Genomic DNA, 26,237 nt, shown 5'->3' on the forward strand with positions numbered 1-26,237 from the left:
CGCTCAATCGGCCGGCGTTGACGTAGACGGCGCAGCGAGCTGGGACAAAAGGCCGTTGATCAGCTCGAACTCGGCGGGCTTGGTGAAGTGGTGGTCGAACCCGGCATCTTTCGATCGGACCCGGTCTTCTTCGGCGCCCCAGCCGGTCAACGCGGCCAGCGTGACCTGCTCCAGGCCCGGTGTCTTTCTCAGCGCGCGGGCGACTTCGTAGCCGTTCTTGCCCGGGATCCCGATGTCGAGAAAGACGAGGTGGGGCTGGAACTCCCGAGCCATGCGGATCGCCTGATGGCCATCGTTGGCCACGCGGGTGGTGTGCCCGCCGATCTGCAGCAGATCCGACAGGCTCTCGGCCGCGTCGGTGTTGTCGTCGACCACGAGCACGCGAAAGCTTTTGACGGCGGCGTCGAAGGCCGGGTCCGTGTCGCCCGCGGGCACGGCGCCTCCAACGCCAGACCGGCTCGGCGCATCGTCGGCGACCGCGATCGGCAGCCGAACGCGGAAGCTGCTGCCCTGGCCGACCCCGGGGCTCTCGGCGGTGACGGTTCCGCCATGCAGTTCGACCAGGCGGCGCACGAGGGTCAGACCGACGCCCAGGCCGCCCTGGGCGCGGTCCATGTTGCGCCCGACCTGCGCGAACATGTCGAACACGCTGCCGAGCGACTCCGACGGAATGCCGATCCCGTTGTCGGTGACCGACACGATCACGGCGCCTTCTTCGCGCGCGGCCGACAGCCGAATGTGCCCGCCCGGCGCCGTGTACTTGGCGGCGTTGTTCAGCAAATTGCTCAGCACCTGGGCGATCCGGTTCGTGTCGACATCGAGCAGCAGCGCCTGCTCGGGGATGTCGATGCTCAGTTCGTGGCGACCCGCCTCGATGAGCGGCAGGCTCGTCTCGACAGCGTTGGCCACCACGCCCGCCAGCGCCACGCGTTGCTTCCTGAGCTCCACCTTGCCGCCGGTGATGCGGGCGACGTCCAGCAGGTCGCCGACCAGATGCACCATGTGGGCGAGCTGGCGCTCCATCATGCCGCGCGCCTTGCCGACGGCCACCGCATCGCCGGCCGCGAGCCGCATGACCTGCAGGCCGTTGCTCAGCGGGGCCAGGGGGTTCCTCAGTTCGTGGGCGAGGGTGGCCAGGAACTCGGTCTTGCGCTGGTCGGCCTCGGACAGATCGGCGGCGAGCCTGCGCAGGCCGTCCTCGGCCTTTTTCTTGACGGTGATGTCGTTGAAGACGAGGGCGACCTTCCTGCTTTCGACGCCGCCGATGCGGCTGGCGGAGACGTCGAACCAGCGCTCCATGGCGGGGGCTTCGCTTTCGAAGCGCTCGGGCGTTCCCGTGAGCGCGACCCGGCCGTAGGTTTCGAACCAGTAATTGTCGAGCGTGGGAACGAGATCGCGTGCCGTCCGGCCCACGGCGCGGTCGAGTCCTGTGTGCTTCTTGAAGGCCGGGTTCGTTTCCAGGAAGCGGTAGTCGACCGGACGGCTCGCGGCATCGAACAAAACCTCGATGACGCAGAACCCCTCGTCCACGGTCTCGAACAGGGTGCGGTAGCGCGCCTCGCTCGTTCGCAACTCCTCTTCGGCGCGTTTGCGTTGCGTGATGTCGGTGAAGGTGATCACGGCCCCCGTGTTCCGGCCGTCGACCGTCATCGGGTTCACCGAATAGGACACCGGGACCGGCGGGCCGTCCTTGTGCTGGAACAGCGCGTCGTCGACCCGGATGGCCGTGGCGTTTCGAGCGGCTCGCTCGATCGTGTCGTCGGCTTGCCGGTCGGGCGACCCATCGGCTTGCCAGGGGCGGATGACGTCGCGCACGGATCGGCCCAGCAGCTCCTGCGGCCGGTAGCCGAGCATCGCCGCCGCAGCGCCGTTGACGAACGTGCAGCTGCCGTCCGACTCCATGCCGACGATCCCCTCGCCGGACGAATCGAGAAGCAGCTCGAACCGCTCCTTGCTCTGGCGCAGCCGCTCGGCCGCGGCTTCCGTCTCCTGCCGTCGCACCTGCTCGCGCACGGTCGCCTCACGCGCGGCCTGCGCCTCGTGACGGGCCGTGACGTCGTGCATCGAAACCACGGCGCCGAGCTTGCGGCCGCCGGCGTCCGCGAACGATCGCCCGCTCGCCAGCAGCGTGCGAGGCGTGCCGCCGCCCCTGGGTGCGATCACCATCTCCGCGTCGCGCACGAGTTCGCCCTGCAGCGCGCGGCGCAGCGGGATCTCGTGCGTCGGCAAGGGGGTCGTGCCGTCCACGCGGTACAGGTCGTAGTAGTCGGCCCACCGATCGGCGGGCAGGGGCTGCTCCGGCAGCCTGTGCAACTGGCGCGTCGCCCGGTTGAAGAGCGTCAGCACGCCGTCCGCGCTGCAGGCCACGATGCCGTCTTCGACGGCTTCGAGCACGGCGGCGAGAAAAGCGCGCTCGTTGGCGAGCTCGGCCGTTCGCTCATCGACCCGGCGTTCGAGTGCCGCGTGGGCCTCCTCGAGCTTCTTCGCGGCTTCGTGCTTTTCGGTGATGTCGCGAAACACCAGAACGACCCCATGCACGTCGCCCGACTCGCTGCGGATCGGCGCGGCCGAGTCGTCGATCGGCCGCTCGGTGCCGTCCCGGGCGATCAGCACCGTGTGGTTCGCCAGGCCGACGACGCGTCCGGTTCGCAGCACCTTGTCGACCGGGCACTCGACCTTCTTGCGGGTTTCCTCGTTGACGATGACGAACACGGTGTCGAGGTCTTGGCCGAGGGCCTCGCTGCGGCTCCACCCGGTCAGCCGCTCCCCCTCCGAATTCAGGAAGCTCACGCGGCGCTGTGAATCCGTGGCGATCACCGCGTCGCCGATGCTCTCAAGCGTCGTCTGCCAGAGTTCCTTCTGGCGGGTGAACGCCGCCTCGACGGCCTGCCGCTCGGGCGAGTGGCCTTCTGCCCTTCTGCGGGCCAGCTCGACGAAAACGGCGACCTTGCACTCGAGTACGGCGGGCACGAGCGGCTCGGCGAGGAAATCGACCGCCCCGAGCGCACAAGCGCCCTCGACGGGAAACTCCGACGTGTCGGCGCCGGTGAGAAAGAGGATCGGCGTGGCCTTCGAGCCGGGCTGCGAGCGGATCAGCCGGGCGGTTTCGAAGGCGCTCATCGGAGGGCTGCGAACGTCGATCAGGATCGCCGCGAAATCGGTGGCGCCGGTTTGGCTCAGGGCCTGCTCGGCGGAGCTGGCGCAAACGAGGTTTTCGACCAGATCCTCGAGCACCGCCCTAAGCCCGAGGAGGTTGGCGTGCTCGTTCGAGACGAGCAGGATGTTGACTCGACTGCTGGTTGTCATTGCATCCCCGTTGCGCGTGGCGCCGTCTGCCAAGCAAGCGTGGCCGCGCAGGTCCGGCGGACCGCACAGGCGTATCGGCTGCGAGTGTAGGGGCGCCCGTGAGACGACCGAATTCGACGGGCGGCACAACGGCAAGCGCGTGACGGGGTTTCCCCGCAGTTGACGACCACCCTCCTGCGGCGCAATAGTTGCAATACGTATTAAGACAATTTATGTCCAAATCTTCTTCCTTCTCACCGGGCGGCGCGCGCAAAGCCGGCCCCGCGCCGGCCCCCTCCTTGATCCGCAGCAGCCCAGAGCCGTTGTACCGGCAACTGGCTGAACGACTGCAGCGCGAGATCGACACCGGTGTGCTCGCGCCGGGCAGCAAGCTCGACACCGAATCGGTTCTGATGGCCCGCTTCGGCGTTAGCCGGGTCACGGTCAGGCAGGCCACCGCCGTGCTGCACAAGCACGGCAAGGTCGTGGCGAAGCGCGGGAAGGGCACCTTCGTGCTGGGCCGCGTGTTGCAGCACGATCTCGATGCGCTGCAGGGCTTTTACGACGCCCTTCGCAGCCAGGGCATCGAGCCGCAGACGCGGCTGCTCGAGTTCTCGCCCGATGCCGGAGCGCTCGACGAGCAGCGTCCCGTCGCGCTGGACCTGCCGGTGAGGCTGCAGCGCCTGTACAGCGTCGACGAGCGCGCCTTCGCGGTCGTGATCGGCTATTTGCCGACCGCCGCCGCCGGGCTCGGCGAAAAGCGCGCCGAGCACCTGACCGTCTACCAGATCCTGCAGGAGTACCTCGGCCTGCGCGTGGCCCGCGCCGAAGTCACGATCCGCTGCCAGCGCCCGCCGCGGGCGATCGGCAAGCTGCTCGGCCTGAAGACTTCCGAGCAGGCTCTCGTGATGGAGCGCACTTCGTTTTCGCAGGACCAGCGCGCCTGCGAGTTCATGCGCATTCACATCGTCCCCGAACGCTACGAGTTCCGGCTGCGGGTGCTGGGCGCGCTGGAGCTCGCGCGCTCGGTGCACCGCGTATCACTCCCCTCGGCCCCGGCGCCGATCCCGAAATGAAGAGAGGCCATGATGTCTGAACAGCACCCTGATCATCCCGATTTCGACCGGCGCCGCGTTCTCGCGGCGGCAGCGGGCACCGCGGTGGCCGTTCTCGCAGGCCCGTCATTTGCGCAGTCGTTCCCGACGCACCCCATCCGCATGGTGGTTCCCTTTCCCGCAGGTGGACCGACCGACATCGTGGCCCGGCCGATCGCGGCGATGCTCTCGGAGGCCCTCGGCCAGCAGGTGATCGTCGATAACCGTGGCGGTGCAGGCGGCTCCATCGGCGCCGACATCGTGGCCAAGGCGCCGCCCGACGGCTACACCATCCTGATGGGCACGGTGGGCACGCATGCCATCAACCCGAGCCTGTATCGCAAGCTGCCCTACGACCCGGTCGAGGACTTCACCGCGCTGGGCCTCGTCGCCTCCGCGCCCGTGGCGATCGTGGTGCATCCCTCGGCGCCGTACAAGAGCGTTGCCGAGCTGATCGCCGCGGCCAAGCGCGAGCCGGGCAGCATCAATTTCGGATCGGCCGGCAACGGAACGCCGGGTCACCTGACCGGCGAAATGTTCGCCAAGGCGGCGGGTGTCGAGTTCAAGCACGTGCCCTACAAGGGCAGCGCCCCGGCGCTCAACGACCTGCTCGGGGCGCAGATCCCCTTGATGTTCGATCCCGTGCAATCGGTGCTGCAGCACGTGCGTGCCGGCAAGCTCCGGGCGCTCGCGGTCAGCAGCCGCCAGCGCTCACCGGTGCTCGAGCAGACGGCCAGCGTTTCCGAAGCGGGCTTGAAGGACTTCGAGGCCACGGCTTGGTGGGCTCTCTTCGCTCCTGCGGGGCTGCCCGCCGAGATCAGAACGAAGCTGTCGAACGAGATCAAGCGGATCGTTGCGTCCGATGCCTATGGCAAGCACCTGATCGAGTTGGGCGTGGAGCCGGCGGTGGCCGCGAAACAGAGCTTTGCCGAGTTCCAGAAGGCGGAGCTGGAAAAGTGGGGCCGCGCCGTGCGCGAGTCCGGTGTTTCACTGGGTTGATCGGGCGAGCCGCCCCCTGTCGACACATCACTCCAACGAAAGCGACCGAGGGCCCGCATGAAGCTCAACGAGGAAGAACAGGCAATGCTTGCCGGCGAACTGGGGCAAGCTGCCCGCCTGGCCATCGAGCACCAGATCAAGGTCGGCGACTTCTTCGGCGCCGAGGATTTCGTGCCGGTCACGCAGGCCCACATCATGGCCGACACCGAAAGCCTGGGCGAAGCCGGCGTGCGCTGGCTGGAATCGCTTTCCGGGCACGGTGACAGCCGCGACGCGGTGCGCATCCCGACCATCACCGATCCGCGCGGCACCGACTTCGCCAAGGCCGGCATGCTCAAGCAGGCGCCCTGGATGCTCACGCTCGAGCGCCGGACCATCGACGCCTTCGTGAAGCTCGGTGTGTCGATGACCGACACCTGCATCAACTACCAGACCATCCAGGCCCCCACCCGCGGCGAGCATCTCGCTTTCGGCGATACCGGCGTGGTGATCTATTCCAACTCGATCTGCGGCGCACGCTCCAACTTCGAGGGCGGGCCGTCGGCGCTGTCGGCTGGCCTGACGGGGCGCACGCCGCGCTACGGTTTTCACCTGGACGCGCATCGGCAGGCCACGGTGCGCTTTCAGGTCGACTGGACCCCGCAGAGCCTGAACGACTGGGGCGCGCTGGGTGGCGTGATCGGCCGGCTGGCGGGCAACTACTGGTCGGTGCCCGTCGTCGAGGGGCTGCAGGGCTATCCGGGCTCGGATGCGCTCAAGCATTTCGGCGCGGCCATGGCGAGTTTCGGCTCCATTGCGCTGTTCCACCTCGTCGGCATCACGCCCGAAGCTTCACTGCTGAAGGACGTGGGCGGCGAGAAGCTGCCGGTGTCGCATCGCATCGGCCAAGCCGAGGTGAAGGCCTTGCAGGCTTCGTACGCAGTCGACGACGAGATCGACGTGGTGGTGTTTTCCGCGCCGCAACTCAGCCTGTACGAACTGCGCCAACTGGCCGATCTGTGCGAGGGACGGCGCTTTGTGCGGCCGCTGCTGGCGGTGACCAGCCCGCAGGTCAAGCCCGATGCGGACCGCTTCGGCATCACCGGGCGCATCGAGGCCGCCGGCGGCCAGGTGCTGTCGGGCATGTGCTTCTACCAGTCCTATGCCCGCGAGATCGCCGAAGCCAACGGCTGGAAACGCCTGGCCACGAACAGCGCCAAGCTGGTGAACATCCTCGGCGGCTACGGCTACGTGCCCATGCTCGCCTCGATGGAGCATTGCGTCGAAGCGGCGCAAACCGGACGGCTCGCATGAGCGAACTGCCCGACCACACGATGCAAGGAAGCACGGTCATGGAATTCAAGGCACGGCATGCGATCGGCTTGCCGGTGACGGGCGAGGCGCTGGTCGCGCACGACGGCTTTTCGGCGCGTTACGACCTGGACCGCATCAACGGCACGTTCACGCGGCCGGCCCACAAGCTGGTGGGCCAGTCCTACGTGGGCAAGGTTCTGGTGCTCGACACCGCGAAGGGCGGCGTGGCGAGCGCATGGATGCTGCACGAGATGGCCTCGCGCGGCATCGTGCCGAAAGCCATCGTCTTCAACACCGTCAATCCGATCCTCGCGCAAGGGGCGGCTTTCGGTGACATCACCATGCTGGCCGGCTTCGACCAGGACATCACCGCGAAGGTGCCCCATGGAGCGACGGTGGAGATCGATCCGGCGAACCGGACCTTGCGGGTGCTGTAGCGAGGCGGGTTCGGCCGGTCGGTCGCCGGCTGCTACTGCTACAGAACGGTGCGGTGTAGGGCGCGATGTAAGGTTTCGGTTGCGCGGGCGACACTCGGCGGTTACGCCGCCTTGTCATCGCCTCCCCGCATGCTTTCTTCGCCCGCCTCTCCCGGCCGCTCCTGCCCGCTGCACTACCGCTATGCCCCTGGCGTGTTCGCGCGAACGGACGAGTTGCGGGCCGAGGTGCTCTACGTGGTCGGCGGCCTGTACGGCAACCTGTCGGCCTGGCGCGAAGCCGTGCGACTGCTGGCGGTGGAGGAACGCGCGGCCGGCGCCGGGCGGGTTGCGCTCGTGCTCAACGGCGACTTTCACTGGTTCGACGCCGACGCGGGCTGGTTCGGCGAGGTCGAGCGCGAGACCGCCGGCCACCTGCGCCTGCGTGGCAACGTGGAAACCGAGATCGCCGATCCCGAAGCCGGCGCCGGTTGCGGCTGCGCTTACCCGCAGGACGTTTCGGATGCCGTGGTGGAGCGCTCCAACCGGATCATCGAGCGCCTGCGCACTACCGCGCGCGAACTGCCCGGAGTCACGGCCGCGCTGGCGGCCTTGCCCATGCACGCGGTCGCCCGCGTCGGCGAGACGCGCTGGGGCCTGGTGCACGGCGACGCCGAATCGCTGGCCGGTTGGGGCTTCGACCCGGCCGCGCTCGGCGCAGATGAGCGGGGCGCGTGGATCGAACGCGCGTTGCGCGAGGCGGAGGTCGACGGCTTCGCATCGAGTCACACCTGCGCACCGGCCTTGCGCGCCTTCACCGTCGATGGGCGCGAGCGGCTGATCATCAACAACGGCGCGGCCGGCATGCCGAACTTCGCGGGCACCCGCGCCGGCGTGATCACACGCATCGGCACCTCCGCACCGCCCGACGGCCTGCCGGTGCTCTACGGTCGCACGCTGCGCGGCGTGCAGGTGCATGCGATTGCGCTGCATTACGACCATGCTGCCTTCTTGCGCCGGTTCCTCGCCGTATGGCCCGAGGGCAGCGATGCGCATGCCTCCTACTTCGCGCGCATCGTCGACGGCCCCGACTGGTGCATCGCACAGGCGCTGGGCGCCCGCGAAGCGCGCGCCTGAACCCGTTCGTCCATCACTCACCGAGGATTGCTCGTGCAAAGACGTTCTCTGCTCGCCGCCGCAGCGGCCGGCCTCGCGCCCATTGGGGCATTCGCAACGCGTGATGCCCATGCCCGGACCACCGAGCCGCTTCAGTTCGGCGTCGGCCTGTTCCAGCCCGACCGCGAGAAGAACGAGGCCACCTATCGCCCGTTGGCGGCCTGGCTCGCAGCCCGGCTCTCGCGCCAGGTCGTGCTGCGCACCGTCGATACGTGGGAAGGCCTGGCCAAGTCGCTCGCCGCCGGCGAAACCGACATCGCGCTGATGGGCCCCTGGGGCTACGTGCTCGCCAACAACGAGGCCGGGGCGCAGGCCGTCTCGACCATCCTGTACGAAGGCAAGCCCGAGTACCGCGCCATCATGATCACGCACCCGCGCAGCGGCATTCGAAGCATCGACGACCTGAAAGGCCGCAGCTTCGCCTTCGGCGACAAGGGCTCGACTTCGGGCTACCTGATTCCAGTGCATGAGTTTCAAAAGCGCGGCATCGACCCCGAGACGTACTTCTCGCGCGTGATCTACACGAAGCACCAGGCGATCGAGACCCAGGTGGTGCGCGGCGAACTCGATGCCGGCGCCGACTACAACCGCAACCGCGACGCCATGATTGCGCAGGGCCTCATCAAGGCCGAAGACAGCCGCATCTTCTGGACCTCGGCACCGCTGCCCAACGACGCGGTGGCCGTGAGTGCGACCCTGGCGCGCGACGCCGGCTTCGTCGCCGAGTTGCGGGCGGCACTCGAAGCCGTGGGCGGCGAGCTCGCGCGCAAGCCGCAGCTGCTGCCGGCCCGCTACACCGGCTTCGTGAACAGCGACAACACCGCCTATGCGGCGATCCGCGATGCCGGCTTGGCGACGGGTAAGCTGATGCCGCCGCGGCGCTGAAGGCGGCTGTACGATGAAGTGCAGCAGTGCTCCCGGCGCCGTCGCGGCACTCACGCAATGGCGCTGGCAATGGGTGCTGCTTGCCTATGCCGCGCTCATCGCCGCGAGCCTGGGCAGCCTGCTCGTGCAGGGCGAGCTGAGTTTCGGCCGCAACCCTTATCAGAACCTCGTGCGCACGCTGGACGAGTTGTCGCGGCCGAGCTTCCTCGATCTCTGGTTCGGCGAGCCGCGTCTGGAGTACCGCTCCGACGACGGGCGCCTGCTGCGCGTCGAGGACCGCCGCGCCGTGGAGGCGAGCTGGCTGCGCGGCCTGCTCGAGGCGACGTGGACGACGCTCAAGATCGGCACGCTCGGTTCCTTTTTCGCCGGCGTGATTGCGCTTCCGCTCGGCTTTCTGGCCGCGCGCAATGCCGGTGCGCCGCCCTGGTTGGCCTCGGCCGTGCGCGCACTGCTCGACGCCACACGTTCGATCCACACGCTGGTCTTCGGCCTGATCTACGTGGGCATCGTCGGCCTCGGGCCGATGGCCGGCATCCTGGCTATCGCCTCGCATTCGCTCGGCAGCTACGGCAAGCTCTACGCCGAGGCGATCGAGCAGGCCGACGCCAACCTGTTCGAAAGCGGCCTGGCGCTCGGCCTCGCACCCTGGCAGGTGATCGCGCATGCGATGCGGCGCGGCTTCTATCCCGCCTTCGTCTCCACCCACCTCTATCTGTGGGAGTTCAACGTGCGCGACTCGACCGTGCTCGGCCTCATCGGCGCCGGCGGCCTGGGCCTGCTGGTGTCGGAGGCCGTCAGCCTGTTCCAGTGGGAGCGGCTGGCCACGCTGCTGATCGTGATCGTGGCGCTGGTGGTGGCGATGGACCGGCTCGGTGCGTGGGTGCGTGGGCGGCTGCTGCGAACGGCGGGGCGCTGAATGCGGGCTGCCCTTGCGCCTTCAGCCGATGCGCCGCGCGATCAAGGCCGCCAGACGCGTGCGCACTTCCTCGCTCATCTGTGCCGGCTGGGTCACCAGCGCCGAGTCGAGCGCCGTGTGAGCGGCAGACTCGGGCGCATGCCGGTGCAGCCACGCGATGGCGTGGCGCACGACGGTCTGCGCATGGGCGGCGTTCTTCATCAGGTTCGCCAGCGCCAGATCGGCGGTCACGCCGGCGTCGCGCGGGTGCCAGCAGTCGTAGTCGGTCACGAGGGCCAGGGTCGCGTAGCCGATCTCGGCCTCGCGCGCCAGCTTGGCTTCGGGCATGTTGGTCATGCCGATCACCGCGGCGCCGAGGCTGCGGTACCAGGCCGATTCGGCGCGCGTGGAGAACTGCGGGCCCTCGATGCACACATAGGTGCCGCCGCGGTGCAGGCCTGCCTCGTCGAGCGCATGGCTCCTGGCCGCGGCCGCGTAACCGGCTTCGAGCGAGCGGGAGACTGCCGCGCACACCGGATCGCCCATCGCCACGTGTGCCACCGCGCCGCAGCCGAAGAAGCTGCTCTCGCGGTGTTTGGTGAGGTCGATGAACTGATCGGGCAGCAGCATGTCGAGCGGGCGCACCGCCTCGCGCAGCGAGCCGACGGCCGAGACCGAGATCAGGTACTTCACGCCCAGCGACTTGAGCGCGTAGACGTTGGCGCGGTAGTTCACCTCGCCCGGCAGCAGCCGGTGGCCGCGGCCGTGCCGCGCGAGGAAGACGACCGGTGCGTCGTCGATGCGGCCGCTGACCAGCACGTCGGAAGGTTGGCCGAAGGGCGTGTCGAGGGTGTGCTCGCGCGCGTCCTCGAGCCCCTCCATCCGATAAAGGCCGCTGCCTCCTATGACGCCGATGGCGATGTCTTGCATGGATGCCTCTTTGCAGTGAGGCCCGCATCATCGCAAAGCGCGCGGGAGCGCGGGTGTTGGCGGCCATGAGCGGCGGCCAGCGCTTGCTGTTGCTCGGCGGGGGCCACTCGCAATTGGCCGTGCTGCAGGCGCTGGCGCGCGAGCGCCCGACGGGCTGGCAGGTCACGCTCGTCACCCCGCAGCCGCGCATGCTCTATTCCGGGATGTTGCCGGGCTGGATGGCCGGGCACTACCGGCTCGGGCAGTGCGCCATCGATCTGCACCGGCTGGCAGTGGCCGCCGGTGTCGAACTGCGGCTCGGTGCGGCCGTGGCGCTCGATGCCGAACAGCAGCGCGTGAGTCTCGATGACGGCAGCGTGATCGGCTACGAGCGGCTCTCGCTCGACATCGGCAGCGGCATCGCACTGGGTCCGTTGGGCGCCCTGGTGAGCGGCCGGTGCGACTCGCAGCAGACCGCGCCGATCCTGCTGCCGGTGCGCCCGCTCGCCGGCTTCGTGTCCGGCTGGCGGCGCATCGTGACGCAGGCCGCGGCACGGCCCGATTTCGCGCTTGCGGTGCTGGGCGCGGGCGCCGGGGGCGTGGAGTTGGCCTTCGCGGCGCGCCGTCGGCTGGGCCGTTCGGTGTCGCTGGTGTGCGGAGATGCCGGGCTACTGCCGGGCCATGCGGCTGGCGTACGGCGGCGCGCGCGGCACTGGCTCGTGCGGCGCGGCGTGGCGCTGTTGTCCGGCCCGGCGCTGCCGCAGGGCGCCGATGCGCTGCGCCTCGCCGACGGCAGTTTGCTGCGTGCCGATGCCTTGATCACCGCCACCGGCGCGCAACCGGCGGGCTGGCTGGCGCAGAGCGGCCTCGCGCTCACGGAAAGCGGGCAGGTCGAAGTCGATGCCTGTCAGCGCAGCGTCTCGCACGCGGCCGTGTTTGCGGCCGGCGACGTGTCCCAGCGCAGCGACGGCGCGCTGGCCAGCTCGGGCGTGCACGCGGTCCGCGCCGGGCCCGTGCTGGCGCACAACCTGCTCGCCTCGCTGCGCGATGCACCGTTGCGCCGCTGGCGCCCGCGCGGGCGTTCGCTTTACCTGCTGAGCACCGGCGAGCGCCATGCCCTGATGAGTTACGGCCGCTTCAGCCTGGCGGGCGGCTGGGTCTGGCGCTGGAAGGACCACATCGACCGGGCTTTCATCGCGCGTCATGACCCGGATTCCGATCGCGCGGCATGATGCAGACGAAGCCGTCGCGAGCCCGCGCTGTAAGCCTGGCCGCCCTGCCGCGACAGAACCGAAATCCCCGGAGTCCCGAACGATGCACGCCACCCTGCCGCTGCTGCGCCAGACCGATTTCCCCGCCCTGCGTCGGCGCCCGCTCGAGACGCTGCAGGTCAACCTGGGCTACCGCTGCAACCAGAGCTGTTTGCACTGCCATGTGAACGCCGGGCCCAATCGCACCGAGATGATGGATGCCGACACGCTTGCGCTCGTGCGCGAGGTGCTGGTCGCGCGTCGCATCCGGACGCTCGATCTGACCGGCGGTGCGCCCGAACTCAACGAAGGGTTTCGCGCGCTGGTGGCTGATGCGCGCGCGCTGGGCGTGCACGTTATCGACCGCTGCAACCTCACCATCCTGTTCGAGCCGGGGCACGAAGGCCTGGCCGAGTTCCTGGCTGAGCAGCAGGTCGAGGTGGTCGCTTCCATGCCCTGCTATTCCGTGAAGAACGTCGACCAGCAGCGCGGCAGCGGCGTCTTCGACAAGAGCATCGCCGCATTGCAAAAGCTCAATGCCCTGGGTTACGCGCAGCCGGGAAGCTCGCTCGTGCTCAAGCTCGTCTACAACCCGCAAGGCCCTGCGCTGCCGCCGCCGCAGGAGGCGCTGGAGGCCGACTACCGGCGCGAGTTGTTCGAGCACTTCGGCGTCCGCTTCGACCAGCTCTACACCCTGGCCAACATGCCGATCCAGCGCTTCGGCAGCACGCTGGTATCCAAGGGCCAGTTCCAGGGCTACATGCAGTTGCTCAAGGACAGCTATTCGCGCGCCAACCTCGAAGGCGTGATGTGCCGCAACCTGGTGAGCGTCGACTGGCAGGGCGATCTCTACGACTGCGATTTCAACCAGCAGCTCGGCCTGCCGCTGCCCGCGGCCGGTGCGGCGCTTCGCCGCACGGTCGGCGGTGAACGGCCCCATGTCCTGCCCGTCGCCGGCGCGCGACCGCATCTGCGCGACCTGCTCGCCCGGGCGCTCGACGACGACCCGATCGCTGTGGCCGACCACTGCTACGGCTGCACCGCCGGGCAGGGCAGCAGCTGCGGCGGCGCGTTGAAGGCGGCGTGATGAACAGGAAGCTGCTGCTGGCCCTGGTGATCGCTGCCGCGGTCATCGCCTTTTTCGCCTTCGGCGGGCACCACGAGTTGAGCCTGGAGGCGATGAAGGCACGGCAGGCGCAGTTCGCCGAGCTCTATGCGCGCCAGCCGCTGACGGTGCTGGCCGCCTACTTCGCCATCTACGTGGCGGTCGCCGCGCTCTCGCTGCCCGGCGCCGCGGTCATGACGCTGGCCGGCGGCGCGCTGTTCGGGCTGTGGATCGGCACCTTGGTGGTGAGCTTCGCCTCGTCGATCGGCGCGACCCTGGCCTTCCTCGCCTCGCGCTATTTGTTGCGCGACACCGTGCAGCGCCGCTTCGGCGACAAGCTCACGGCGGTCAACGAGGGCGTGGCTCGCGATGGCGCGTTCTACCTGTTCACGCTGCGGCTGGTGCCGCTGTTTCCCTTCTTCGCGGTCAACCTGCTGATGGGGCTCACGCCCATGCGCACGCCGGTCTTCTACGGCGTGAGCCAGCTCGGCATGCTCGCCGGCACGCTGGTCTACGTGAATGCCGGCACGCAGCTCGGGCAGATCGAAAGCCTCTCGGGCATCGTGTCGCCGGGCGTGATCGGCTCCTTCGTGCTGCTCGGCGTGTTCCCGCTGATTGCCAAGTGGATCTCCGGCCTGGTACAGGCGCGGCGCGTTTACAAGGGCTGGGACAAGCCGAAGACCTTCGACCGCAACCTCGTCGTCATCGGCGCGGGCGCGGCCGGCCTGGTGTCGAGCTACATCGCTGCCGTGGTGAAGGCCAAGGTCACTCTGGTCGAAGGCCACAAGATGGGCGGCGACTGCCTGAACTTCGGCTGCGTGCCGAGCAAGGCGCTGATCCGCACCGCGCGGTTCATGAAGGACGTTCGCACGGCAGAGTCGCTGGGCGCCCACGACGCACAGGCCGGGGTGCGCATCGAAGACGTGATGGCGCGCATCAAGCGCGTGATCGCCGCGATCGAGCCGCACGATTCGGTCGAGCGCTACACGGGTCTGGGCGTCGAAGTGCTGCAGGGCCACGCCGTCATCACCTCGCCGTGGACGGTGGAGATCGACGGCAAGCCGCTCAGCACGCGCGCCATCGTCATCGCCGCCGGCGCGCGGCCCTTCGTGCCGCCGATTCCCGGCATCGAGCAGGTGCGCATGGTCACCTCCGACACGCTGTGGGACCTGCAAGGCGAGCCCGGCCGGCTGGTCGTGCTCGGCGGCGGCCCGATCGGCTGCGAGCTGGCACAGGCCTTCGCGATGCTCGGCGTGGCGGTCACGCAGATCGAGAAGGGTTCTCGCGTGCTGTCGCGCGAGGACGAGGACGCTGCCGCGCTGGTGGGCGAATCGCTGCGCACCGAGGGCGTGGAACTGCTGCTCGACACCGAGGCGCTGCGTTGCGAAGTGGTTGGCGGCGAGCAGCGATTGTTCGTGCGCAGCGGCGGCGAAGAACGTGCCATTGCCTTCGATACCTTGCTCGTCGCCGTGGGCCGCGTCGCCCGCACCGAAGGCTACGGCCTCGACAGGCTCGGCATCGAGCTCACGAAGCAAAAGACGATCGAGGCCGACGCCTTCCTGCAGACCAGATTCCCCAACATCTACGTCTGCGGCGATGTCGCCGGCCCCTACCAGTTCACGCACGTCGCCGCACACCAGGCCTGGTTCGCGGCGGTCAACGCGCTGTTCGGCCGCTTCAAGCGCTTCAAGGCCGACTACCGCGTGATCCCGCGCGTGACCTTCACCGAGCCGGAGGTGGCGCGGGTGGGGCTTTCGGAAGCCGAGGCGCGCGAGCAGAAGATCGAAGTGGAAGTGGTGCGCTACGGCCTGGACGACCTGGACCGCGCCATTGCCGACGAGGCTGCGCACGGCTACGTGAAGCTGCTCGTCGCGCCCGGCAAGGACAAGATCCTCGGCGCCACCATCGTCGGCGCGCATGCCGGCGAGCTGCTGGCCGAGTTCACCCTGGCGATGAAGCACGGGCTGGGGCTGAACAAGATCCTCGGCACCATCCACCCGTATCCCACCTGGAGCGAGGCGGCCAAGTACACCGCCGGTGAATGGAAGCGCGCGCACGTACCGCAACGGCTGCTGGCCTGGGTCGAGCGCTACCACGCGTGGGAGCGTGGCCACCATGGCGCGACTGCTGCGAGCCCGGCCGGCAAGGCCGGAATCGAGGAGGGCGCATGAAGCTCGCCATCGTGATGCCGGTGCTCGACGAGGCCGCCGTCCTGCCGCAAGCTTTGACGCGGCTGCAGGCCCTGCGTGCGCGCGGCACTGAAGTGATCGTCGCGGACGGCGGCAGCCAGGATGCATCGGCGGCGCTGGCCCAGCCGCTGGCCGATACCGTGCTGGCCGCACCCCGCGGGCGAGCGCGGCAGATGAACGGCGGCGCGGCGGCGGCCTCGAGCCGCGACGCCGGCGACGCGCTGTTGTTCCTGCATGCCGACACGCTGCTGCCCGAGGCGACACACGAACTCGTCGCCGAGGCCTTGCGCCGCCATGCCTGGGGCCGCTTCGACGTGCACATCGAAGGCCGTTCGCCCGCGCTGCGCCTCGTCGCCGCGCTGATGAACCTGCGCTCGCGCTGGAGCGGCATGGCCACCGGGGACCAGGCCATCTTCATGCGCCGCGATGCCTTCGACGCGGTGGGCGGCTTTCCCGACCAGCCGCTCATGGAAGACATTGAATTGAGCAGTCGCCTGAAGCGACGCTTCGGCCGGCCGGCCTGTCTACGCGCCACGGTGAGTACCTCCGGGCGTCGCTGGGAGCAGCGCGGCGTGTGGCGCACGATTGCGCTGATGTGGCGGCTGCGGCTGGCTTACTGGCTGGGCACGAAGCCGGAGCGCCTGGCCGAGGCGTATCGCTGAAGAGCGATGAGGCCTTCCTTTTCGAGCTGCCTGCCGCGTGTGGAGCGCCCCGCCGTCGCGCGGCACCTCCCGCGCGTGAACCGTCCCGCGAGCTCGCTGCGCCCGTCGTGCGCGAAGTTCGCCTCATGAGCACGCGCATCCTCGTTTTCGCCAAGGCGCCCGAGGCGGGTCGCGTCAAGACGCGTCTGATTCCGGTGCTCGGCGCACAAGGCGCGGCGGAGCTTGCACGACGGCTGCTGCATTGCATGCTGGCCGAGGCGCTGGCTGCCGGGCTGGGTCCGGTCGAACTCTGCGCGAGCCCGGCGCCGGACGATGCGGCGTGGCGCGGCGTGGCGCTGCCGAGGGAGATCGTGAAAAGCGACCAAGGCGAGGGCGATCTCGGCACGCGCATGGCGCGTGCCGCAAAGCGCGCATTGCAGACGGACGACGCCGTGCTGTTGATCGGCACCGATTGCCCCGCACTCGATGCGTCGCGCCTGCGCCGGGCAGCGAAGCACCTCGCCCTTCATGGCGCCGTCATGCACCCCGCCCACGACGGCGGCTACGTGCTGCTCGGCCTGACCCGCTTCGACGCCACGCTGTTCAGCGACATCGAATGGAGCACCGCGGCGGTGGCCGCCGCGACACGCGCGCGGTTCGCCGCACTCGCCTGGCCTCTGCACGAGGGCGAGACCCTGCACGACATCGACGAACCCGTTGACCTGGCGCATCTGCCTGACAGCCTCGCTCCAGGACACCAAAATGGAAGTCTGCTGAGATGATCCCGCGCAACGTCGTGCACAGCTTGTCCGTGCCCAGCCTCGGCGCGGCCTTACTCCCTCGCCCCTTTGGGGAGAAGGCGGGGGGCGAGGCGGGGCTTTCGAGCCGCATGCGGCGAGCCCGCAGAGCGGCAGCGGCCTGCAGGCCGCTGCGCGCACTGCAAGTGAGGGTCCATTCGGGAACCCGCCTTGTCCCTACTGCCAAAACACGCGGCGTGCGAGTTGCCGCCATCAAAGAAACGCCTCCGATGCAATCGAAATGGCTTGCCTTGTGCCTCGCCCTCGCTACCAGCCCGGTCTTCGCCGACCCCGTCCGGGTCGGCCGCTTCACCAGCGGCACCGAAGCCTGGCGAAACGTCAGCCTCTCCGACAAGCTGACCCCGACGCGCTACACGCCGATGACCTGGGACGGCGTCGCCGCCATCGAGGCCCGAGCCGACGCCAGCATGTCGCTCTACGCCCGCCCGCTCACGCTCGACATCAACGCCTCGCCGGTGCTGTGCTGGCGCTGGCGCATCGATGCGCCGCTGGAGAAGGCCGACCTTGCCACCAAAGCCGGTGACGATTACGCCGCGCGCGTTTATGTGAGCTTTTCGCTGCCACCCGACCAACTGAGTTTCGGCACGCGCGCCAAGCTCTCCATCGCCCGCGCGATCTGGGGCGATCAGGTGCCGGACGCGGCGCTCAACTATGTGTGGGACAACCGCTATCCCGTTGGCACGACGCGGCCCAACGCCTACACCGACCGCACCCGCATGATCGTGGCGCGAAGCGGCGCCGCGCAGGCCGGCGAATGGGTGAACGAGCGGCACGATGTCGCCGCCCATCTGGCGGCCGCGTTCGGCGATGCGGGCGCCCAGGGCGCCAAGGCCGTGCAGCTCGCACTCGCCAGCGACACCGACAACACGGGCGAGGCCGCACGAGCCGGCTTCGCCGACTTTCATTTCGTCGCACGCGACGAGCCTTGCGCCTTTGCGGCCGCGGCGACGAAACCCTGACGCCATCGCAACTGCCGCTCAGTGCCTGAGGCCCGCAGGGCCGAGGCGACAGAATCGGCGCATGAACAAGGCCTTCACCAAGGAAAGCGACGCCGACGCGGATGTCGGTGACGACGAGTCCGAGATCGGGCTGCCGCCGCTGCCCGCGGGCTCGAAAAACTACCTCACCCCCGCCGGCTACGCGCGCCTGCATGCCGAGCTGCTCGCGCTGATCGACGACGAGCGCCCGCAAGTGGTGGAGACTGTTTCATGGGCCGCCAAGAACGGCGACCGCTCCGAGAACGGCGACTACCTCTACGGCAAGAAGCGCCTGCGCGAGATCGATCGCCGCATCCGTTTCCTCACCAAGCGCCTGGAGATCGCCGAAGTGGCCGACCCCAGCGTGCACAACGGTTGCGACCAGGTCTTCTTCGGCGCGACCGTCACTTACGCCCAGCCCGACGGCACCGAACGCACCGTGACCATCAAGGGCATCGACGAGGCCGACGCGCTGGCCGGCGAGGTGAGCTGGATCTCGCCGGTCGCCCGTGCGCTGCTCAAGGCGCGCGAGGGCGACGAAGTGCCGCTCATGACGCCGGCCGGGCCGCAGACGATCGAAGTGGTGACGGTGCGCTACCCGGCGCCGCCGTAGAGAACAGAACCGCGGCCGAGAACTGCCCGGAGAGCTGCGCGGCAACTCACCTCGAAGTCGCCGCGCAGGCTGTCGGCAAATTCAATAACGCCCTGAGAGCAGCGCGCCCGCCCCGGGCACGACCGGGCTGAGGCCCAGCTTCTCCAACATCATGCGGGCGGTGGCGACCGCCGCCGAGATCACGGGCAGCCCGAGCCGGTCCTCGACCGGTTGAATAGCCGCCAGCGAGGGCATCTGCACGCAGGCCGAAAGCACCACCGCATCGACATTGGCCGTATTGAGCCGCTTCGAGATTTCCAGCAACGCCAGCGGATCGCGAGCCCCAACTTCCAGGTTGTCGGCAATCTCCAGCGAGATGGCGTCCTGCACTTCGAAGCCCTCGTGCTCGATGTAGTCGACCACCATCTTGGTGAGCGGCCTCATGTAGGGCGTGATGACCGCGATCTTCTTCGCCTTCAGCCGCGCCAGGCCGTCGATCAGCGCGCCGGCGCTGGTGACGACCGGCGCCGCGCCGCCGTTGTCGACCGTGCGCTGATGAAGGCGCGCCTCCGACGTGCGGTGGTAGCCGCGGCCCATGCTCATGATCGCCACCAGGCAGGCATAACCGAGCACGTCGACCCGCGCGTCGGAAAGCTCCAGCGCGCAGCGGTCGCTGTCGCCGTCCATCGCGGCGAGTTCCTCCTTCGTCACCTTCTTCATCCGCATGCGGCTCGAGTGGAAGGTGAAGCGCTCCGGCGCCGCCTGCTCGCGCGCACGCAGCAGGGCGGGAATCTCGGTCTCCATCGTGGTGTTGGAGCTGGGCACGATCTGCCCGATGCGCCAGGTCGTCTTGCGGGTCATGGCCGAGTCCGGGTGCGGGTTTCGTCAGTCGGACCGGATGCCGGCGCTCTTGATCACTTTGCCCCAGTACTCGGTTTCCTTCTTCACCAGCGCGTCGAGCTGCGCCGGCGGCAGGTAGCGGATCTCGACGCCGGTCTGCTTTGCGCGGGCCTTGGCCTCGGGCGTGTCGAGCACCTGCTTGAGGCCCGCGGTGAGCTGGTCGATCACGGCTTGCGGCGTGCCCTTGGGGGCGAACAGGCCGACCCAGGCTTCGAGCTCGAAGCCCGGCAGGCCCGCTTCGGCGGTCGTCGGCAGCTCGGGCAGCTCGGAGTAGCGCGACTTGCTGGCGATCGCAAGGCCCTTGAGCTTGCCGTTCTGCACATGGCCCATCACGGAAGGCGGCGTGGTGATGAAGAGCTGCACCTGGCCGCCCAGCACGTCCTGGATGGCCGCGCCCGAGCCCTTGTAGGGCACGTGGACGATGTCGGTGCCGGTCATCTGCTTGAAGAGCTCCGTGCCCATGTGCGAGAGCGAGCCGTTGCCCTGCGAGGCGTAGTTCAGCTTGCCGGGGTTGGCCTTCGCGTAGGCGATCAATTCCTTCAGGTTTTTCACGGGCACCGAGGGGTGCACGGTGATCACGTTCGTGCCGACGGCCAGCAGCGCGACCGGCACGAAGTCCGACTGTTCCCAGGGCATCTTGGCCATCAGTGCCGGGTTGCCGGTGTGATAGGCCGAGTAGGAGATGAGCAGCGTGTAGCCGTCCGGCTTGGCCCGCGCCACATGACCGTAGGCGACGTTGCCGCTCGCACCGCCGCGGTTGTCGATGACGACTGGCTGGCCCAGCAGCTTGCCGAGCGGGTCGGCGGCCAGGCGCGCCGAGGTATCGACCACGCCACCCGGCGGGTTGGGCACGATGAAGGTCACGGGCCGGCTCGGCCAGGCGTCCTGCGCCATGGCGGTGCCGGCGAGCACCAGGCCCGCGAGGGCGGCTAGAAGCGATCGGTTCCAGGGGGTGCGCATCGGTTGTCTCCGGTGGGGGTTGTCGAACGGGAACGGGGTGGAAAAGCGGTCTGGGTTCAGGACGAAAGCAAAGAGTGAAGACGGCGCCGTTCAGCGTGCCGCCACGCCTTCGGCCGGCGCCGGATGGCGCCGCGTGCGCGGGCCGGCCAGCAGCAGCGGGTTGTGCAGCGGGCGTTGCACGAGAGCCGGCAACGCGGCGCCGATGCGCAGCAGCGCGTCGAGGTCGACGCCGGTGTCGACCTCCATGCAGGCCAGCATGTGCACCAGCGCCTCGGTCGCCACGTTGCCCGAGGCGCCGGGAGCGAAGGGGCAGCCGCCCAGGCCCGCGCAAGCGGCGTCGAAGCGCCGCACGCCCAGTTCCAGGCCGGCCAGCGCATTCGCCAGGCCCATGCCGCGGGTGTCGTGCAGGTGCAGGGTCAGCGCGTCGATGGGCAGATCGCGCGACAGGGCCTCGACGGTGCGGCGCACAAGGCGCGGATCGGCCATGCCGGTGGTATCGCACAGCGTGATGCCGGTGGCGCCGGCGGCCCACCAGTCGAGAGCGGCCGTGCGCACCGTCTCCAGCGGCACGTCGCCGTCGAAGGGACAACCGAAGGCGGTGGAGAGCGACACATGGCAGTGCACGTCCGCTGCGGCCGCGCCGCGGAGAACCTGCATGAGCTGCGCGCGCGAAGCCTCGCGGTCCCTGCGCAGGTTGGCGCGGTTGTGCGCCTCACTGCACGACATCACGAGATTGAGCTCGTCGGCGCCCGACTCGATGGCGCGCTCCATGCCGCGAAGGTTGGGCACCAGTGCGGCGTACACGACGCCCGGTGCCCGGCGGATGCGCCGCATGACCGCCTCGGCGTCGGCCAGCGCCGGCACCGCCTTGGCCGAGACGAAGGAGGTGACCTCGATGCGAGCGAAGCCGCAGGCCGAGAGTGCGTCGATCAGCGCCACCTTGTCGTCGGTGGGCACGAAGTGCGGCTCCATCTGCAGGCCGTCGCGGGCGCAGACTTCGTGGACGAAGACGCGTTGCCGCGCAGCGCCGCCGGCGACGTGCTGTTGCGCGGTATCACCGGATGCGCGCTGCCCGGTGTGAACGCCGGACAGGTGCCGTCGAGCGGTATCGCCGGGTACGTGCTGTCCGGCGGTGCCGCGGGACGTGCTTTGCAGCGCGCTGTCGGCCGGGTCGGTCACGCCACGCTGCCCTTGGCGCGCAGCGCCGAAATGCTGGCTTCGTCGTGGCCCAGCTCGCGCAGCACGGCGTCGCTGTGCTCGCCCAGCCGGGGCGCGCGCTGGCGCACCGCGCCCGGGGTGGCAGAGAGCCGGGGCACGATGCCCGGCACGGCGATCGTGCCGCCGGCCAGCGCCGGAATGCGCTCGACGTTGCCGCGTGCCGCGAACTGCGCGTCTGCCGCCAGATCGGCAATGTTGTAAATGCGGCTGGCCGGCACCTCTGCACGGTCCATCGCCGCGAGCACGTCCTCGAGGCCGCGCTGCACGGTCCAGTCGCCGATCGCCGCGTCGAGCTCCAGCGCCCGCGCGGCGCGGCCGTCGTTGTGAATGAGCCCCGCATCCTCGGCCAGATCGGCGCGGCCGATGGCTGTCATCAAGCGCCGGAAGATGCTGTCGCCATTGCCGGCGATGAGCACGAAGCGGCCCTCGGCGCAACGGTAGGCGTTGGAGGGCGCGATGCCGGGCAGCGCGCCGCCCGCCGGCTCGCGCACGTCGCCGAAGGCGTCGTACTCGGGCAGCAGGCTCTCGGTGAGGTTGAACATCGCCTCGTACAGCGCGAGGTCGATCATCTGGCCCTCCCCGCCGCGGGCGTCGCGTTGATACAGCGCGAGCAGCACGCCCATCGCGCCATGCAGGCCGGCAACGGTGTCGCCGAGCGAGACCCCGGCGCGCACGGGAGGGCGGCCCGGTTCGCCGTTCAGATGGCGCAGCCCGCCGAAGGCCTCGCCCACTGCGGCGAAGCCAGGCTCGCGTGCGCGCGGTCCGGTCTGGCCGAAGCCCGACAGGCGCAGCATGACAAGGCGCGGGTTCAGCGCGTGCAGCGCGTCCCAGCCCAGGCCCCAGTGCTCCAGGGTGCCGGGGCGGAAGTTTTCGATCAGCACGTCGGCATCGCTCAGCAGCTCGCGCACCAGCGCCTGGCCCTCGGGCTGGCGCAGGTCGATCGCCACCGACTCCTTGTTGCGCGACTGCGCGTCCCACCACACCGAGGTGCCGTCCTTGAGCTTGCGCCATTTGCGCAGCGGATCGCCCGCACCGGGCGGCTCGACCTTGATGACCCGCGCGCCGAAGTCGGCCAGCGTCTTCGCGGCGAAGGGTCCGGCGATCAACTGGCCGAGTTCGATCACCTTGATGCCGTCGAGGATCTGCATGCGCGTTCGGGCAGTGGAGCGGAATGGCGGGGAGGAGCCGGGAAAGGGGCCGCGCTGATTCTGGCGAGCCCTTGTCGGCTCGACCAGCGACCGAATGGAGAAGGCCGGTTTCGCGGTTGGCGAAAGCGCTCGTTTCAGCGAGGGGTCGGTGCGGTGAGGTGCTGAACCAGCGACTGCGCCGCCTGGGGCAAGGCGGCCAGGTCGCGCACGCCGATCAGCAACTCGCGTTCGGCCCACTCGTCGCGCAGCGCCACGCGGGCCAGGCCGAGCGGCGCGAGCATGGGCTCGGCGGCGCGTTCGGGCAGCACGCCCAGGCCCAGGCCGACCGCGATCATCCGGCACATGGCGTCGAAACTGCGCACGCGGATGCGCAGCTTGAGCGGCCGGCCGAGCGCCTGGGCTTGTGCCTGCAAGCGGTCGGCGATGGATGTCTCGGCCGAGAGGCTCACGAATTCGAAGGCGAGTGCATCGGCGAAGTCGAGCGAAGGCGCCTGCGCGAGCGCATGGCCCCGAGGCACGACGAGCACCAGCCGGTCGCGGCGGTAGGGCAGGGTCTCGAGGCCGAGCGTAGGGGTGCGGTCGGCAAAGATGCCGAAGTCGGCGCGGCCTTCGATCACCGCCATGACCACGTCGCGGCTGTTCTGTTCTTCCATCTCGATGCGGATGGCCGGGTGGAGCGCCATGAAGCTGGCGAGATCCTCCGGAAGGAACTGCGTCAGCGCCGAGGTGTTCGCGCGCAGCCGCACTTCGCCGACGACGCCGGCCGCGTAGTCCGCCAGATCGGCGGCCAGCGATTCCACGTCCATCAGGATGCGCTGCGCATGCGTGTAGAGCGCCTGTCCCGCGGGTGTGGTGCGCACCCCTCGCGGATGACGGGCGAGCAACGCCGCGCCGACCGACTGCTCGAGATCGGCGATGCGCTTGCTGGCCGCACCGAGCGCGAGCCGCGCCTGCACCGCCGCTTGCGAGATGCTGCCGCAGCGCACCGCCAGCACGAAGAGCGCCAGCGTCACCAGGTCGTAGCGGTGCAGGTTCAGCGCGGGAAGGCCGCGCTCGCGTCCGGTCGGCATGACGGCGTCAGGCGTCGGGCGTCAGGTGTCAGGGGTACAGAGAAAACGAACTGCGTTGTGCCGACGTTCACGTGCGCTCAGGGCTTGACGCGCGCCACCCGCAGCACCGAGGGAGAGCGCTTGAGCGCGCGCAGCGTGTCGGCCAGGTGCAGGCGGTCACGCAAGCAGAGCAGCAGGCGCAGCTCGGCGGTCTGGCCGGCCCGCTCCTCGTTCATGTCGATGTGCACGATGTCGGCTTCGGCGCCGCTGACGGCCGAGGCCACCTGCGCCAGCACGCCCTTGCCGTTGGTGAGCAGCACGGTCACGGCGGTCTCGAAGTTGCGCTGAGGCGTGTCGGACCATTCGACGGTGATCCAGGGTTCCTTGTCGCGCTCGAACTGGCGCCTGCCCACGCCGCAATCCGCCGTGTGCACCAGCAGACCTTCGCCGCGGCCGAGGTAGCCGACGATCGAGTCGCCTGGCACGGGGCGGCAGCACAGGGCGAGCTGGACCGTCGCCCCCTCGCTGCCGTCGAGCACCACGGCGCCTTGTGCGGGCCCGCCGTCCTCGGTGCCGTAGCGGCCGAGGGTGAGCGTGACGGCGTCGGGCCGCGTGCCGCGTTCGGCCTGCAGCGCGGCCAGCCGCTTGGCGACGATGGCCGGGATCTTCTTGCCCAAACCGATGTCGATGAGCAGTTCGTCGCGCTTCTTGAGCCCGGCCCATCGAAGCAGCGCCTGCCAGAGCTGCGCGTCGGTGTCGCTGCCGGTCTCATCGCCCGCGGGAAGCTGCAGGCCTTCGGCCCGGATCGACTGCGCCAGCAGCTTTTCGCCGAGGCTGAGCGATTCCTCGGCCTCCATGTTCTTGAGGTAGTGCCGGATGCTCGAGCGGGCGCGGCCGGTTCGCACGAAATTGAGCCAGGCCGGGTTGGGCCGTGCGCTCGGCGCGCCGATGATCTCGACCACGTCGCCGCTGCGCAGCGGCGTACGCAGCGGGACCGACTCGCCGTTGACCTTTGCCGCGATGCAGCGGTCGCCGACGTCGCTGTGGATCGCATAGGCGAAGTCCACCGCCGTGGCACCGCGCGGCAGCGCGAGGATCTTGCTCATCGGCGTGAACACGTAGACCGAGTCGGGGAAGAGATCGATCTTCACGTGCTCGAGAAATTCGGCCGCGTCTCGCGTCTCGTTCTGGATGTCGAGCAGCGACTGCACCCACATGGCGCCGAGGTGCTGCGCGTCGCCGCTGCCATGCGCCTTGTAGAGCCAGTGCGCGGCGATGCCCGCCTCCGCCACCACGTGCATCGGCTCGGTGCGGAGCTGGAACTCGACGGCCGTGCCCAGTGGGCTGACCAGCGTGGTGTGCAGCGACTGGTAGCCGTTGGCCTTGGGAATGGCGATGTAGTCCTTGAAACGCCCCGGCATCGGCTTGTAGAGCTGGTGCAGCACGCCCAGCGCCAGATAGCACTCAGGCAGCGATCCCACAACGATGCGAAAGCCGAAGATGTCGTTGACTTGCGCGAAGCTCAGGTGCTTTTCTTCCATCTTGGAATAGATGGAATAAAGCATCTTCTCGCGGCCCGAAACATCGACCGCGAGCTTGGCGGTCTTGAACGCCTTTTCCACGTCGAGTTGCACGCGCTCGACGATGTCGCGGCGGTTGCCGCGCGCGCGCAGCACCGCCTTCGAGAGCGCCGCGTGGCGCCAGGGCCGCAGGTACTGGAAGCTCAGCTCCTGGAGCTCGCGGTAGGTCTGGTTCAGCCCCAGGCGGTGCGCGATGGGCGCGTAAATCTCCATCGTCTCGCGGGCGATGCGTTCGCGCTTGGCCGGCTGCACGGCCTGCATGGTGCGCATGTTGTGGAGCCGGTCGGCCAGCTTGATGAGGATCACGCGCACGTCGCGCGCCATCGCCAGCAGCATCTTGCGGAAGCTCTCGGCCTGCGACTCCTCGCGCGTGGAGAAGTGCAGCCGGTCGAGCTTGGTCAGTCCGTCGACCAGGTCGGCAGTGGGAGCGCCGAAGCGCTCGATCAATTCGACCTTGGAGGTGCCGCAGTCCTCCATGGCGTCGTGCATCAGCGCGGCCATGATGGCGGTGGCGTCGAGCTTCCAGCCGGCGCACAAGCCGGCCACCGCGATCGGGTGGGTGATGTAAGGCTCGCCGCTGGCGCGGAACTGACCGAGGTGAGCTTCGTCGGCGAACTTGTAGGCCTCGCGCACGCGTTTGATGTCGGCCGCACTCAGATACGAGAGCTTCTTGGTCAGCGTGGCGAAGGAGGCGGCGGCTGCGTCGCTGGCCGCCGCTTCGGCTGCCGGGGCCTCGCTGTTGGAGCCCAGCATGAAGGCCGGCAGGGCCTGGCTCAGCTTTTTGCGAACGGCTTGGACGGCACGGGAGGGCATGAGTTCATGGTAGCGCGCGGGTTCCCGGGGTGCGGCGCAAGGCGCCGC

General features: G+C 69.2%; 22 protein-coding genes. 14 read left to right on the plus strand and 8 right to left on the minus strand.

Annotated elements, in window-relative coordinates; all coding sequences use genetic code 11:
- Window positions 1-3: 3 nt before the first annotated feature.
- Window positions 4-3,306, minus strand: a complete 3,303-nt coding sequence (locus H0W40_RS07870) for a PAS domain S-box protein (RefSeq protein WP_292445054.1) — start codon at window positions 3,304-3,306, stop codon at window positions 4-6.
- A 212-nt stretch (window positions 3,307-3,518) separates the two neighbouring features.
- On the opposite strand from H0W40_RS07870, the gene H0W40_RS07875 reads away from it, so the two are divergent.
- The 7 genes from H0W40_RS07875 to H0W40_RS07905 all read left to right on the plus strand — a co-directional run bounded on the left by H0W40_RS07875 (window position 3,519) and on the right by H0W40_RS07905 (window position 10,061).
- Window positions 3,519-4,361 (plus strand): GntR family transcriptional regulator, encoded by an 843-nt coding sequence (locus tag H0W40_RS07875; protein ID WP_292445056.1) that lies wholly within the window; start codon window positions 3,519-3,521, stop codon window positions 4,359-4,361.
- 9 nt (window positions 4,362-4,370) lie between these two features.
- Entirely contained in the window at window positions 4,371-5,378 is a 1,008-nt protein-coding gene (locus tag H0W40_RS07880; protein WP_292445058.1) for a tripartite tricarboxylate transporter substrate binding protein, read from the plus strand.
- 57 nt (window positions 5,379-5,435) lie between these two features.
- A complete protein-coding gene (locus H0W40_RS07885) occupies window positions 5,436-6,671 on the plus strand; it encodes an aconitase X catalytic domain-containing protein (RefSeq protein WP_292445060.1) in 1,236 nt (411 codons plus the stop codon).
- Window positions 6,668-7,108 carry a DUF126 domain-containing protein gene (locus tag H0W40_RS07890; RefSeq protein WP_292445062.1) on the plus strand — a complete coding sequence of 147 codons (441 nt, stop codon included), beginning with the start codon at window positions 6,668-6,670 and terminating at the stop codon, window positions 7,106-7,108. Before H0W40_RS07885 ends, H0W40_RS07890 begins: the two co-directional genes overlap by 4 nt.
- A gap of 129 nt (window positions 7,109-7,237) precedes the next feature.
- Window positions 7,238-8,221, plus strand: a complete 984-nt coding sequence (locus tag H0W40_RS07895; protein ID WP_292445063.1) for a hypothetical protein — start codon at window positions 7,238-7,240, stop codon at window positions 8,219-8,221.
- Window positions 8,222-8,254: 33 nt separating this feature from the next.
- A complete protein-coding gene (locus H0W40_RS07900) occupies window positions 8,255-9,145 on the plus strand; it encodes a phosphate/phosphite/phosphonate ABC transporter substrate-binding protein (protein ID WP_292445065.1) in 891 nt (296 codons plus the stop codon).
- Between the two features lie 13 nt (window positions 9,146-9,158).
- Window positions 9,159-10,061, plus strand: coding sequence for an ABC transporter permease (locus H0W40_RS07905; RefSeq protein ID WP_292445068.1), 903 nt, complete (start codon window positions 9,159-9,161; stop codon window positions 10,059-10,061).
- Window positions 10,062-10,082: 21 nt separating this feature from the next.
- Here H0W40_RS07905 and mtnP read toward each other — a convergent pair whose 3' ends face one another.
- Window positions 10,083-10,970 (minus strand): S-methyl-5'-thioadenosine phosphorylase, encoded by an 888-nt coding sequence (gene mtnP / locus H0W40_RS07910; protein WP_292445071.1) that lies wholly within the window; start codon window positions 10,968-10,970, stop codon window positions 10,083-10,085.
- A 65-nt stretch (window positions 10,971-11,035) separates the two neighbouring features.
- Here mtnP and H0W40_RS07915 point away from each other — a divergent pair, with 65 nt between their 5' ends.
- The 7 genes from H0W40_RS07915 to greB all read left to right on the plus strand — a co-directional run bounded on the left by H0W40_RS07915 (window position 11,036) and on the right by greB (window position 18,542).
- Entirely contained in the window at window positions 11,036-12,181 is a 1,146-nt protein-coding gene (locus tag H0W40_RS07915; RefSeq protein WP_292445074.1) for an FAD-dependent oxidoreductase, read from the plus strand.
- An 82-nt stretch (window positions 12,182-12,263) separates the two neighbouring features.
- Window positions 12,264-13,286 carry an arsenosugar biosynthesis radical SAM (seleno)protein ArsS gene (gene arsS, locus H0W40_RS07920; protein WP_292445077.1) on the plus strand — a complete coding sequence of 341 codons (1,023 nt, stop codon included), beginning with the start codon at window positions 12,264-12,266 and terminating at the stop codon, window positions 13,284-13,286.
- Complete coding sequence (locus H0W40_RS07925; protein ID WP_292445080.1) at window positions 13,286-15,475, plus strand: FAD-dependent oxidoreductase; 2,190 nt, start codon at window positions 13,286-13,288, stop codon at window positions 15,473-15,475. The genes arsS and H0W40_RS07925 overlap by 1 nt, the downstream gene beginning before the upstream one ends.
- Window positions 15,472-16,155 (plus strand): TIGR04283 family arsenosugar biosynthesis glycosyltransferase, encoded by a 684-nt coding sequence (locus H0W40_RS07930; protein ID WP_292445083.1) that lies wholly within the window; start codon window positions 15,472-15,474, stop codon window positions 16,153-16,155. Before H0W40_RS07925 ends, H0W40_RS07930 begins: the two co-directional genes overlap by 4 nt.
- A gap of 125 nt (window positions 16,156-16,280) precedes the next feature.
- Complete coding sequence (locus H0W40_RS07935; protein ID WP_292445085.1) at window positions 16,281-16,916, plus strand: TIGR04282 family arsenosugar biosynthesis glycosyltransferase; 636 nt, start codon at window positions 16,281-16,283, stop codon at window positions 16,914-16,916.
- 245 nt (window positions 16,917-17,161) lie between these two features.
- Window positions 17,162-17,911 carry a DUF3047 domain-containing protein gene (locus tag H0W40_RS07940; protein ID WP_292445088.1) on the plus strand — a complete coding sequence of 250 codons (750 nt, stop codon included), beginning with the start codon at window positions 17,162-17,164 and terminating at the stop codon, window positions 17,909-17,911.
- A 61-nt stretch (window positions 17,912-17,972) separates the two neighbouring features.
- The gene (greB, locus tag H0W40_RS07945; protein ID WP_292445091.1) at window positions 17,973-18,542 is read left to right on the plus strand and encodes a transcription elongation factor GreB; all 570 of its coding nucleotides are present in this window, start codon (window positions 17,973-17,975) and stop codon (window positions 18,540-18,542) included.
- 81 nt (window positions 18,543-18,623) lie between these two features.
- On the opposite strand, the gene H0W40_RS07950 is transcribed toward greB, so the two are convergent.
- From H0W40_RS07950 to H0W40_RS07975, 6 genes are all read right to left on the minus strand, one after another.
- A complete protein-coding gene (locus H0W40_RS07950; protein WP_292445094.1) occupies window positions 18,624-19,382 on the minus strand; it encodes an aspartate/glutamate racemase family protein in 759 nt (252 codons plus the stop codon).
- Window positions 19,383-19,406: 24 nt separating this feature from the next.
- Window positions 19,407-20,381 (minus strand): tripartite tricarboxylate transporter substrate binding protein, encoded by a 975-nt coding sequence (locus H0W40_RS07955; protein ID WP_292445097.1) that lies wholly within the window; start codon window positions 20,379-20,381, stop codon window positions 19,407-19,409.
- Window positions 20,382-20,471: 90 nt separating this feature from the next.
- Entirely contained in the window at window positions 20,472-21,560 is a 1,089-nt protein-coding gene (locus tag H0W40_RS07960) for a hydroxymethylglutaryl-CoA lyase (protein WP_292445100.1), read from the minus strand.
- Complete coding sequence (locus tag H0W40_RS07965) at window positions 21,557-22,747, minus strand: CaiB/BaiF CoA-transferase family protein (RefSeq protein ID WP_292445101.1); 1,191 nt, start codon at window positions 22,745-22,747, stop codon at window positions 21,557-21,559. Before H0W40_RS07965 ends, H0W40_RS07960 begins: the two co-directional genes overlap by 4 nt.
- 134 nt (window positions 22,748-22,881) lie before the next feature.
- Entirely contained in the window at window positions 22,882-23,784 is a 903-nt protein-coding gene (locus H0W40_RS07970; RefSeq protein WP_292445103.1) for a LysR family transcriptional regulator, read from the minus strand.
- Between the two features lie 110 nt (window positions 23,785-23,894).
- Complete coding sequence (locus tag H0W40_RS07975) at window positions 23,895-26,129, minus strand: bifunctional (p)ppGpp synthetase/guanosine-3',5'-bis(diphosphate) 3'-pyrophosphohydrolase (protein WP_292445105.1); 2,235 nt, start codon at window positions 26,127-26,129, stop codon at window positions 23,895-23,897.
- Window positions 26,130-26,237 lie beyond the last annotated feature (108 nt).

Source organism: Methylibium sp., from assembly GCF_013817345.1.
Classification (GTDB): Bacteria; Pseudomonadota; Gammaproteobacteria; order Burkholderiales; family Burkholderiaceae_C; genus Methylibium.

Excerpts from the sequence above, each read along its gene's own strand:
- H0W40_RS07950 (WP_292445094.1), bottom strand. The coding sequence starts at position 19,382 with ATGACCCGCAAGACGACCTGGCGCATCGGGCAGATCGTGCCCAGCTCC.
- H0W40_RS07925 (WP_292445080.1), top strand. The coding sequence starts at position 13,286 with ATGAACAGGAAGCTGCTGCTGGCCCTGGTGATCGCTGCCGCGGTCATC.
- H0W40_RS07875 (WP_292445056.1), top strand. The coding sequence starts at position 3,519 with ATGTCCAAATCTTCTTCCTTCTCACCGGGCGGCGCGCGCAAAGCCGGC.
- H0W40_RS07885 (WP_292445060.1), top strand. The coding sequence starts at position 5,436 with ATGAAGCTCAACGAGGAAGAACAGGCAATGCTTGCCGGCGAACTGGGG.
- mtnP (WP_292445071.1), bottom strand. The coding sequence starts at position 10,970 with ATGCAAGACATCGCCATCGGCGTCATAGGAGGCAGCGGCCTTTATCGG.
- greB (WP_292445091.1), top strand. The coding sequence starts at position 17,973 with ATGAACAAGGCCTTCACCAAGGAAAGCGACGCCGACGCGGATGTCGGT.
- H0W40_RS07955 (WP_292445097.1), bottom strand. The coding sequence starts at position 20,381 with ATGCGCACCCCCTGGAACCGATCGCTTCTAGCCGCCCTCGCGGGCCTG.
- H0W40_RS07930 (WP_292445083.1), top strand. The coding sequence starts at position 15,472 with ATGAAGCTCGCCATCGTGATGCCGGTGCTCGACGAGGCCGCCGTCCTG.
- H0W40_RS07940 (WP_292445088.1), top strand. The coding sequence starts at position 17,162 with ATGCAATCGAAATGGCTTGCCTTGTGCCTCGCCCTCGCTACCAGCCCG.
- H0W40_RS07965 (WP_292445101.1), bottom strand. The coding sequence starts at position 22,747 with ATGCAGATCCTCGACGGCATCAAGGTGATCGAACTCGGCCAGTTGATC.
- H0W40_RS07905 (WP_292445068.1), top strand. The coding sequence starts at position 9,159 with ATGAAGTGCAGCAGTGCTCCCGGCGCCGTCGCGGCACTCACGCAATGG.
- H0W40_RS07915 (WP_292445074.1), top strand. The coding sequence starts at position 11,036 with ATGAGCGGCGGCCAGCGCTTGCTGTTGCTCGGCGGGGGCCACTCGCAA.
- H0W40_RS07895 (WP_292445063.1), top strand. The coding sequence starts at position 7,238 with ATGCTTTCTTCGCCCGCCTCTCCCGGCCGCTCCTGCCCGCTGCACTAC.
- H0W40_RS07880 (WP_292445058.1), top strand. The coding sequence starts at position 4,371 with ATGATGTCTGAACAGCACCCTGATCATCCCGATTTCGACCGGCGCCGC.
- H0W40_RS07975 (WP_292445105.1), bottom strand. The coding sequence starts at position 26,129 with ATGCTGGGCTCCAACAGCGAGGCCCCGGCAGCCGAAGCGGCGGCCAGC.
- H0W40_RS07870 (WP_292445054.1), bottom strand. The coding sequence starts at position 3,306 with ATGACAACCAGCAGTCGAGTCAACATCCTGCTCGTCTCGAACGAGCAC.
- H0W40_RS07935 (WP_292445085.1), top strand. The coding sequence starts at position 16,281 with ATGAGCACGCGCATCCTCGTTTTCGCCAAGGCGCCCGAGGCGGGTCGC.
- arsS (WP_292445077.1), top strand. The coding sequence starts at position 12,264 with ATGCACGCCACCCTGCCGCTGCTGCGCCAGACCGATTTCCCCGCCCTG.
- H0W40_RS07890 (WP_292445062.1), top strand. The coding sequence starts at position 6,668 with ATGAGCGAACTGCCCGACCACACGATGCAAGGAAGCACGGTCATGGAA.